We start from the raw sequence: 8,479 nt of genomic DNA, 5'->3' as shown, positions 1-8,479 counted from the left end.
CCTCCTCACCGCCGCCGAACAGCTCGGTACGGCCGCGCGCGTGTGCGAGCTGGCGGTGCGGCACGCCCGGACGCGCGAGCAGTTCGGGCAGCCGATCGGGGCCTTCCAGGCGGTCAAACACCTGTGCGCGGACATGCTGGTGCGGGCCGAGACGGCCCGCGCGGCCGTCTACGGGGCGGCGGTCACCGGCGACCCGGTGGACATCGCGGCGGCCCGGCTGCTCGCCGACGAGGCCGCCGTGCGCGGCGCCCGCGACTGCCTCCAGGTGCACGGCGGCATGGGCTTCACCTGGGAGTCCGAGGTGCATCTGCACCTGAAGCGGGCCTGGGTCCGGGCCGAGCGTGGCGGCGGAATCACGCAGAGTGAGGAGTTGCTCGCGGCCGATCTGGTGCGCTGAGCGCCCGGAAGCCTCTGTGGGCTGCGGGAACCCTGGCGCGGTCGTCATGGATGTCACGGATCGTGGCACATCGGAACTACGGAGTGTTGATACCGGGTTGTGTCCAACGCGTGACTCGTCACGTCCTGGAGTCGGCTGTCCGCTCCGGTACCTTCTGTGGGATGCGAGTGGTTCCGGATACGAGCCATGCCGGTGTCGCCCCTGCGGCGGCCCCGCATCCGGCGGTGCGCACCGCTGTTCGCAAGGCGGTAAGGGCTTGCCCCGCCGTCTGTTCGACTTGCCGCAGCGAGCGTCGCACAGTATGCCGCACGCGTACTCCTTCGCGCTGGAATATGCCCGAAGCGCTTGTTGGGGTGACTGTACGTCAACCATGCTGTCTCGTAAGGGAATCACGTTCCGTGACCCTTGCTCTGGCCGTTGTTCTGGCCATGCAGAAAATGGCTACGATCGTGGCCCTCGTCGTGGTGCTCGTTGCGACCCTCGTCGTGGCGTTCGCGTGGCGTGGGGTCATGTGTCCGCCGGTTCGGATGGTGTGAGCGGTGCAGGTGCTTCAAGTGCAGCTGGAGATCCGGCCCGACCCCGCGGAGGTCGGGCGGGCCAGGCGGTGGGCCCGTTCGCGGCTCGCCGGGTCCGGGATAGCGGCGGACGAGCCGCTGGCCGAGACGCTGATCCTGCTCGTCTCCGAACTGGTCACCAACGCCGTCGTGCACACCGGCTGTCCGGCCGTGCTGCGGCTGTCCCTGCCGGGCGCGGAGGCCGAGTCGGCGACCGTGCGCCTGGAGGTGGCCGACACCAGCACGCGTGCCCCGGTGCCGCGGTGCGTGGACGGTGACGCGACCGGCGGGCGCGGACTGGCGCTGGTCGACGGCCTCGCCGACCGCTGGGGCTGGAGTCCCGACGGTTCGGGCAAGCGCATCTGGTGCGAACTGGACCGCTGCGCACAGCGCATGGAGAGCACGGCGGCGGCGTACAGGGGCGGTCTCTCCGCGTTCGAAGGGCTGGCGTTCGAAGCCGTGTAGGTCCGGTGCGCGGTGATGCGCCGGGCGTGCATCCGTGCGCGTCGGCGCCGAACAGGATGTAAGCAATAAATCGCCATACCGGTGTTGACGCCTCGTGTCCGTTTGATCACCCTTGTGTTCAGCGATTCGCCGCGAGGGGACGGCGAGGGCCTTGGTGACGGAAGTCCTCGTCGAGCGTGGGTCGAGCCGGATGGCGGCGCGCGGGACGCTGCCCGCGCCGCCAACCGGATGTCAGAGGACGGCCACCGGTGCCACCGGCGTTCCCGTCGCCCCCACGAACGGCTCGGGCATCGCCGACAGCAGGAACGCGTACCGCCCTTCTTCTCCACAGGCTGTGGACAACTCTTCGAGATTCCAGTTCTGGCCCTGGAGCATGCCCATCTCCACCAGGTCCAGGGCGTGCACGGGCAGCCACAGATCCTCGATCTCGGGCGGGAAGATCTCGAACGTGAGCGTGTCGTTCGCCACGGCGGCGACATCGCGCGCGTGGAACCACTCCGGGGTCCGCACCGACAGGCCCGGCGACGGATGGCCGTACCCGTGCTTGTCCCCGGCGAGGTAGACCTGGACCTGCCCGGTCCGTACCAGCACGATGTCGCCGGCCCGCACGCGCGTACCGGCCAGTTCCTCGGCCGCCGCCAGGTCCTCGGGGGTGACCGCGTGCCCGCCGTCGAGCCGGTCCACGCCACGCGCGCGTGCCACGTCCAGCAGCACTCCGCGGGAGACGATGTGGCGCGCCTTGTCGATCCCGCTGAACTCGGCGCCGCCGTGCGCGGTGACGGTGTGGGCGGGGCGGCCGTTGTAGAGCTTCCCGGAGTGGGAGACGTGGGTCAGCGCGTCCCAGTGGGTCGCGGCCTGCAGCCCCATCGTCACGGCGTCGTCGCTGCACGCCACCGTGCCGGGCCCGAAGATCTCCTGGTTGATCTGCACCATCGCGTGCAGCGGATTGACCCGCCCCGGGATCATCCCGGTCTGCACGCCGTCCTCGCGCAACGGCAGCGCGAGCGGTACGCGGCGGCCGGTGCGGACGGTGGCCGCGGCCTCGCGGACCACCTCGCCGGTGATCAGGTTCAGGGTGCCGATCTCGTCGTCCGCCCCCCAACGCCCCCAGTTGTTCACGCGCTTGGCGATGTCGTGGAACTGGTCCGGCAGTGACATCGGTGCCTCCCCGGGGCTTGTCCTTCGCGGTCTGCCGCGCCATAGAATCTAACGGACCGTCAGAAACAGCGGGAAGGGGCCGGGCGTGGGGAACTTCTTGGCAGGCAAGGCCGTCGCCGTGACGGGCGCCGGACGGGGTATCGGCCGGGCGGTCGCCCTCGCCGCGGCCGCCGAGGGCGCGCGCGTCGTCGTCAACGACTACGGCGTCTCCACCGACGGCACCTCGCCGACCAGCGAGGTCGCCGAGGCCGTGGTCAAGGAGATCGAGTCGGCCGGCGGCGAGGCGGTCGCGGTGGCCGACGACATCTCCACGATGGCGGGCGGCCGGCGGGTCGTCGACACGGCCCTGTCGGCGTACGGCCGGCTGGACGGGGTCGTCTGCGTGGCCGGGATCCTGCGCGAGCGGATGCTGTTCAACATGACCGAGGAGGAGTGGGACCCGGTCGTCGCCACCCACCTCAAGGGCACCTTCACGGTGTTCCGCGCGGCGTCCGCGGTCATGCGCAAGCAGAAGTCCGGCACCCTCGTCGGCTTCACCAGCGGCAACCACCAGGGCTCGGTGTCGCAGGCCAACTACAGCGCGGCGAAGGGCGGGATCATCTCGCTCGTGCGGAGCGCCGCGCTCGGCCTGAACAAGTACGGGGTGACCGCGAATGCGGTGGCCCCTGTGGCTCGTACGCGGATGTCGGCGGGGGTCCCGATGGAGCTGAAGGAGATCGGCGAGCCGGAGGACGTTGCCGCGCTGGTGGTCTATCTGCTGTCCGACCGTGCCCGCGAGGCGGGGATCACCGGGCAGGTGTACACGGTTGCGGGACCCAAGATCGCGGTGTGGGCCCAGCCCAGGGAGCTGCGTTCGGCTTACAGCGAGGGGGCGTGGACGCCGGAGCGGATCGCCGACTTCCTGCCCGGGTCGGTCGGGGTGGATCCCATGCCGATGCTGGCGCAGCTGGAGGCGATGGAAAGTGCGGCGCGGGACGGGTCTCGGCCCAACGCCTGAGGGTCCCGGCACGCGTTGTGGGCTGGCGAGTGCGGGTTCGCTGTGGCTTGTCGCGCCCACGAGGCGGAGTGCACATCGATACAGCCCCGCGCCCCCAGGGGCGCTGATGTCGGCCGGTGATTTCAAGGGAGGCGCCATGGACTTCGGGTTCACCGCAGAGGACGACGCGTTCCGTACGGAGGCCCGTGCGTGGTTGGCCGCCCATACCGATCGTGCCTCGGACCGCCGTACCTGGGAACGCGCCCTCGGCGCCGCCGGGTGGATCGGGCTCGGGTGGTCCGAGGGCGGTTACGGCAACCGGACCGCCACCCTCACCCAGCAGGTCGCCTGGGCCGAGGAGTACGCGCGTTCGGGGGCGCCGCCGCGGTCCGGGCACATCGGGGAGAATCTGCTCGCGCCCACCCTGATCGCCCACGGCAGCGACGCCCAGAAGTCCCGTTTCCTCCCGCCGGTCGCCACCGGTGACGAACTCTGGTGCCAGGGGTACAGCGAACCCGGGGCCGGCTCGGACCTGGCCGGTGTCCGCACCGTCGCCGTACGCGAGCCGGACGAGCCGTACTACCGGATCAGCGGCCAGAAGATCTGGACCTCGCTCGCCCACGAGGCCGACTGGTGCTTCGTGCTGGCGCGCACCGACCCGGACTCCCGCCGCCACCACGGTCTGAGCTTCCTGCTGGTACCCATGGACCAGCCCGGCCGCATCGAGGTCCGCCCCATCCGCCAGCTGACCGGTACCAGCGACTTCAACGAGGTCTTCTTCGACGGGGCACGCGCGCGCGTGGAGCACGTCGTGGGCGGCGAGGGCGCGGGCTGGAAGGTCGCGATGAGCCTGCTCGGCTTCGAGCGGGGCGTGTCCACCCTCGCCCAGCAGATCGGCTTCGCCCAGGAGCTGGAGCGGATCCTGCGCACGGCCGTCGGGACCGGTGCCGCGTCCGATCCGGTCGTGCGCGATCTGCTGGTGCGCCAGTGGGCCGAGCTGCGTGCCATGCGCTGGAACGCCCTGCGCACCCTGGGCGGTTCGGGCGATCCGGGCGCCCCCAGTGTGGCCAAGCTGCTGTGGGCGGGCTGGCACCAGCGGCTCGGGGAGCTGGCGGTGCGGGTGCGCGGTGCGGCGGCTGCCGTGGGCCCGGCGGACTGGTCGCCCTCGGCGCCGTACGAACTCGACGCGGCGCAGCACCTGTTCCTGTTCTCCCGGGCCGACACCATCTACGGCGGCTCGGACCAGGTGCAGCGCACGATCATCGCCGAGCGTGTGCTCGGTCTGCCGAGAGAGCCCAAGGGGGTCGTTTGATGCGCGGCGTGGTGTTCGACGGCAAGCAGGTGCAGGTCGTGGACGACCTGGCGGTACGGGATCCGGGGCCGGGGGAGGTGCTCGTCGCGATCTCGGCGGCCGGGCTCTGTCACAGCGACCTGTCGGTGGTGGACGGGACCATACCCTTCCCCGCTCCCGTGGTGCTGGGGCACGAGGGTGCCGGGGTGGTGGAGGCGGTCGGCGCGGGTGTCTCCCACGTGGCTCCCGGTGACCATGTGGCCCTGTCCACGCTCGCCAACTGCGGCACGTGCGCGGAGTGCGACCGGGGCCGCCCGACCATGTGCCGGCAGGCCATCGGCCGCCCGGGGAAGCCCTTCAGCAGGGCCGGGCGGCCCGTCCACCAGTTCGCCTCCAACTCCGCGTTCGCCGAGCGCACGGTCGTCAAGGCCGTGCAGGCGGTCCGGATCCCGAAGGACATCCCGATGCCGTGCGCCGCGCTGATGGGCTGCGGTGTGCTGACCGGGGTCGGGGCCGTGCTCAACCGGGCCCGGGTGGACCGCGGGGACACCGTCCTGGTCATCGGCACCGGCGGGATCGGCCTGAACGTCATCCAGGGCGCGCGGATCGCGGGCGCGCTGCGGATCGTGGCGGTGGACGCCAACCCGGCCAAGGAGCCGGTGGCCCGGCAGTTCGGCGCCACGGACTTCCTGACCTCGACGAAGGGCGTGAAGGACATCCTGCCCACCGGCGCCGACCACGCCTTCGAGTGCGTCGGCCGGACCGAACTGATCCGTCAGGCCGTCGACCTGCTCGACCGGCACGGCCAGGCGATCCTGCTCGGTGTCCCTCCGGCGACGGCGGAGGCGTCCTTCCTGGTCTCCTCCATGTATCTGGACAAGTCCATCCTGGGCTGCCGCTACGGCTCCTCCCGCCCCCAGCGCGACATCGCCCTGTACGCCGAGCTGTACCGTCAGGGGCGGCTGCTGCTGGACGAGCTGGTGACGGAGACCTACCCGGTGGAGGACTTCGAGAAGGCGCGGGCGGACGCGGAGGCGGGACGGGTGGCCAGGGGAGTGCTCACCTTCTGAGGCGCGGCTTCCGGCCCGCGTGGCCCGATCCTAACGAATGCTGTCCTTCGGGCCACTCGAAGGGAAGGGGCGCGGACCGGAAGCTTTATGGCGTGACCCAGACAACGGAAGCCCCCGCAGACATGACGGAGACCCGGTCTCCCCGCCGGCCCCGTATCCACCGCGCGTGGTTCGTCGCCGCCGTCACCTTCGTCACGATCATCGGCGCGGCCGCCTTCCGGTCGCTCCCCGGTCTGCTCATCGACCCGCTGCACCAGGAGTTCGGCTGGTCGCGCGGCACGATCGGCGCGGCGGTCTCCGTCAACCTCGCGCTCTACGGGCTCACCGCGCCCTTCGCGGCCGCGCTGATGGACCGCTTCGGCATCCGCCGGGTGGTCGCCGTCGCCCTGACGGTGATCGCGGTCGGCTCGGGCCTGACGGTGTGGATGACGTCGGCCTGGCAGCTGATGCTGTGCTGGGGTCTGCTGGTCGGCCTGGGCTCCGGCTCGATGGCGCTCGCCTTCGCCGCTACGGTCACCAACCGCTGGTTCACCGAGCGCCGCGGCCTGGTGAGCGGCATCCTGACCGCGGCCTCGGCCTCCGGTCAGCTGATCTTCCTGCCGCTGCTGTCCCGGATGGTCGAGTCGTACGACTGGCGCCCGGCCGCCGTGACGGTAGCCCTGGCCGCCCTCGCGGTCGTCCCCTTCGTCTGGCTGCTGCTGCGCGACCACCCGGCCGACGTGGGCCAGAAGCCGTACGGCGCCGAGGAGTTCGTACCGAAGCCGGAGCCCGTCACCGGCGCGGCCCGCCGGGCCGTCACGGTCCTGCTCTCCGCGGTCCGCACCGGGCCCTTCTGGCTGCTGGCCGGCACCTTCGCGATCTGCGGCGCTTCCACCAACGGCCTGGTCCAGACGCACTTCGTGCCCGCGGCCCACGACCACGGCATGCCGGTCACGGCGGCGGCCTCGCTGCTCGCGGTCATCGGGGTGTTCGACGTGGTCGGCACCGTCGCCTCCGGCTGGTTCACCGACCGCTTCGAACCGCGCCGTCTGCTGGCCGTGTACTACGCCCTGCGCGGGATCTCGCTCCTGTTCCTGCCCATGCTGCTGGCGCCGAGCGTGCACCCGCCGATGATCTTCTTCATCGTCTTCTACGGCCTCGACTGGGTCGCCACCGTCCCGCCCACCCTTGCCCTGTGCCGGGAGCAGTACGGCGAGGACAGCGCCATCGTCTTCGGCTGGGTGCTGGCCTCCCACCAGGTCGGCGCGGCCCTGATCGCCTTCCTCGGCGGTGTGGCGCGGGACGTCTTCGGCTCGTACGACATGGTCTGGTACGCCTCCGGCGCGCTGTGCGCGGCGGCGGCTCTGATGGCTCTGGTGATCCGGCGCCGGCCGGCGATGACCCCGGCGGTCGTGCCGGCCTGAGGAGCGGCCTGAGGAGCGGCCGGAGACCCGGTCTCAGGGCTCCAGACGCGCGAAGTGCCCCCGGTGGAAGAGCAGTGGTCCGCCGGGGGCCTCGCCCGCGCCCAGGGCGTCCACCCGGCCCACCACGATGAGATGGTCGCCGCCGGTGTGGACGGCGTGGACCGTGCAGTCGATCCAGGCGGCCGCGCCGGCCAGTCGCGGGGAGCCGGAGACCGGGGCCGCGTCGTGGTCGACGCCCGCGAACTTGTCCGCGCCGCTGACCGCGAAGGCGCGGCACAGCTCGCCCTGTCCGGCGCCCAGGACGTTGACGCAGAAGACCCCGGCGCGGGCGATGCGCGGCCAGGTCGTCGACGTACGGCCCACCATGAAGGCGACGAGCGGCGGGTCGAGGGAGAGGGAGGAGAAGGACTGACAGGCGAATCCGGCGGGGGAGTGCCCGCCGTCGGCGGCGGGTGCCGTAACGACGGTCACCCCGGTCGCGAAGTGCCCCAGCACACGCCGGAACTCGCCCTGGTCGACCGGAGCCCGCTCGTCCTCGCGGACGCACCGCAGCTCCGGGCGCGGCAGCGGCTCGACGGACCCCGCGGACGGGGCGTCGGCGGGCCTGAGGTAACGGACGGCGGCGGCCGCCATCCCTGCGTGTCCCATCACATCCTCCATTGAACCTGACGGTGCGTCAGATGGGAAGGGGTGCGGCCAGGGCCGTGAGGGCCGGGCGTACGCTGCCCGGATGGGATGGGGAGAGACGCGCCGGACCGCCGGTCTGACCTGGGGGTTCGGCGACCTGAACGCGGCCGTGTCGCTGTGCGTGGCGCAGAGTCCGGCGGCCGGGCTGATGGCGTGGATCGCCAGCTTCGCGTACGACGACTACGGCACCGGTGGCGGCGCCCTCGGCGTGTTCTTCCTGCTCGTCATCGCGCCCGTCGTACTGCCGTTCCTGGCCCTGGTGCAGGCGCTCACCCTCACCCTGCCCTCCGTGGTGCTCGCCCGCCTGGCCGCCCGCCGGTTCGGCGGTCCCGCCTGGGCCTGGCACCTGGCGGCTCCCGTGGCCCCGGCGGCCGTCTGGGGCGGGCTCGTGGCGCTGCTCCTCGACCGGTCGCCGGTCACCCCGGTCGTGTATCTGACGGCGGTGGGCGTCCTGCCCACCCTCGGGGTCGCCTACGCC

Annotated in this window: 8 protein-coding genes and 1 pseudogene; 7 read left to right on the top strand and 2 right to left on the bottom strand. The window is 72.0% G+C overall.

Translation table 11 applies throughout. From position 1 onward, the window contains the following. Together ACFW2E_RS34630 and ACFW2E_RS34625 are read left to right on the top strand one after the other, a co-directional pair. On the top strand, positions 1-397 hold a 397-nt coding region (locus ACFW2E_RS34630), incomplete at its 5' end, for an acyl-CoA dehydrogenase family protein (protein WP_384472234.1). A gap of 554 nt (positions 398-951) precedes the next feature. Beyond that, on the top strand, positions 952-1,416 hold the full coding sequence (locus ACFW2E_RS34625) for an ATP-binding protein (protein WP_384472237.1): 465 nt from the start codon (positions 952-954) through the stop codon (positions 1,414-1,416). A 231-nt stretch (positions 1,417-1,647) separates the two neighbouring features. Here the strand turns inward: ACFW2E_RS34625 and ACFW2E_RS34620 are convergent, their stop codons facing one another. Beyond that, positions 1,648-2,574, bottom strand: coding sequence for a cyclase family protein (locus ACFW2E_RS34620; RefSeq protein WP_384472232.1), 927 nt, complete (start codon positions 2,572-2,574; stop codon positions 1,648-1,650). 85 nt (positions 2,575-2,659) lie between these two features. On the opposite strand from ACFW2E_RS34620, the gene ACFW2E_RS34615 reads away from it, so the two are divergent. The 4 genes from ACFW2E_RS34615 to ACFW2E_RS34600 all read left to right on the top strand — a co-directional run bounded on the left by ACFW2E_RS34615 (position 2,660) and on the right by ACFW2E_RS34600 (position 7,314). Further along, entirely contained in the window at positions 2,660-3,571 is a 912-nt protein-coding gene (locus tag ACFW2E_RS34615; RefSeq protein WP_384472229.1) for an SDR family oxidoreductase, read from the top strand. A gap of 136 nt (positions 3,572-3,707) precedes the next feature. Then, the gene (locus ACFW2E_RS34610; protein WP_384472226.1) at positions 3,708-4,862 is read left to right on the top strand and encodes an acyl-CoA dehydrogenase family protein; all 1,155 of its coding nucleotides are present in this window, start codon (positions 3,708-3,710) and stop codon (positions 4,860-4,862) included. Beyond that, the gene (locus ACFW2E_RS34605) at positions 4,862-5,911 is read left to right on the top strand and encodes a Zn-dependent alcohol dehydrogenase (RefSeq protein ID WP_384472224.1); all 1,050 of its coding nucleotides are present in this window, start codon (positions 4,862-4,864) and stop codon (positions 5,909-5,911) included. Before ACFW2E_RS34610 ends, ACFW2E_RS34605 begins: the two co-directional genes overlap by 1 nt. 92 nt (positions 5,912-6,003) lie before the next feature. Further along, the gene (locus tag ACFW2E_RS34600; RefSeq protein WP_384472221.1) at positions 6,004-7,314 is read left to right on the top strand and encodes an MFS transporter; all 1,311 of its coding nucleotides are present in this window, start codon (positions 6,004-6,006) and stop codon (positions 7,312-7,314) included. Positions 7,315-7,347: 33 nt separating this feature from the next. Here the strand turns inward: ACFW2E_RS34600 and ACFW2E_RS34595 are convergent, their stop codons facing one another. Further along, positions 7,348-7,962 carry a flavin reductase family protein gene (locus ACFW2E_RS34595; RefSeq protein WP_384472218.1) on the bottom strand — a complete coding sequence of 205 codons (615 nt, stop codon included), beginning with the start codon at positions 7,960-7,962 and terminating at the stop codon, positions 7,348-7,350. Positions 7,963-8,044: 82 nt separating this feature from the next. On the opposite strand from ACFW2E_RS34595, the pseudogene ACFW2E_RS34590 reads away from it, so the two are divergent. Beyond that, a pseudogene (locus ACFW2E_RS34590) lies at positions 8,045-8,479 on the top strand (hypothetical protein); the annotation flags it as partial.

This window comes from Streptomyces sp. NPDC058964 (assembly GCF_042741275.1).
GTDB lineage: Bacteria > Actinomycetota > Actinomycetes > Streptomycetales > Streptomycetaceae > Streptomyces.
Note: the sequence above shows the minus strand (reverse complement) of the source record. Positions and strands in the feature narration are given on the sequence as shown.

What these genes read in the sequence shown, in the direction of transcription:
- ACFW2E_RS34620 (WP_384472232.1), bottom strand. Translation starts at nt 2,574, where the DNA reads ATGTCACTGCCGGACCAGTTCCACGACATCGCCAAGCGCGTGAACAAC.
- ACFW2E_RS34610 (WP_384472226.1), top strand. Translation starts at nt 3,708, where the DNA reads ATGGACTTCGGGTTCACCGCAGAGGACGACGCGTTCCGTACGGAGGCC.
- ACFW2E_RS34605 (WP_384472224.1), top strand. Translation starts at nt 4,862, where the DNA reads ATGCGCGGCGTGGTGTTCGACGGCAAGCAGGTGCAGGTCGTGGACGAC.
- ACFW2E_RS34595 (WP_384472218.1), bottom strand. Translation starts at nt 7,962, where the DNA reads ATGGGACACGCAGGGATGGCGGCCGCCGCCGTCCGTTACCTCAGGCCC.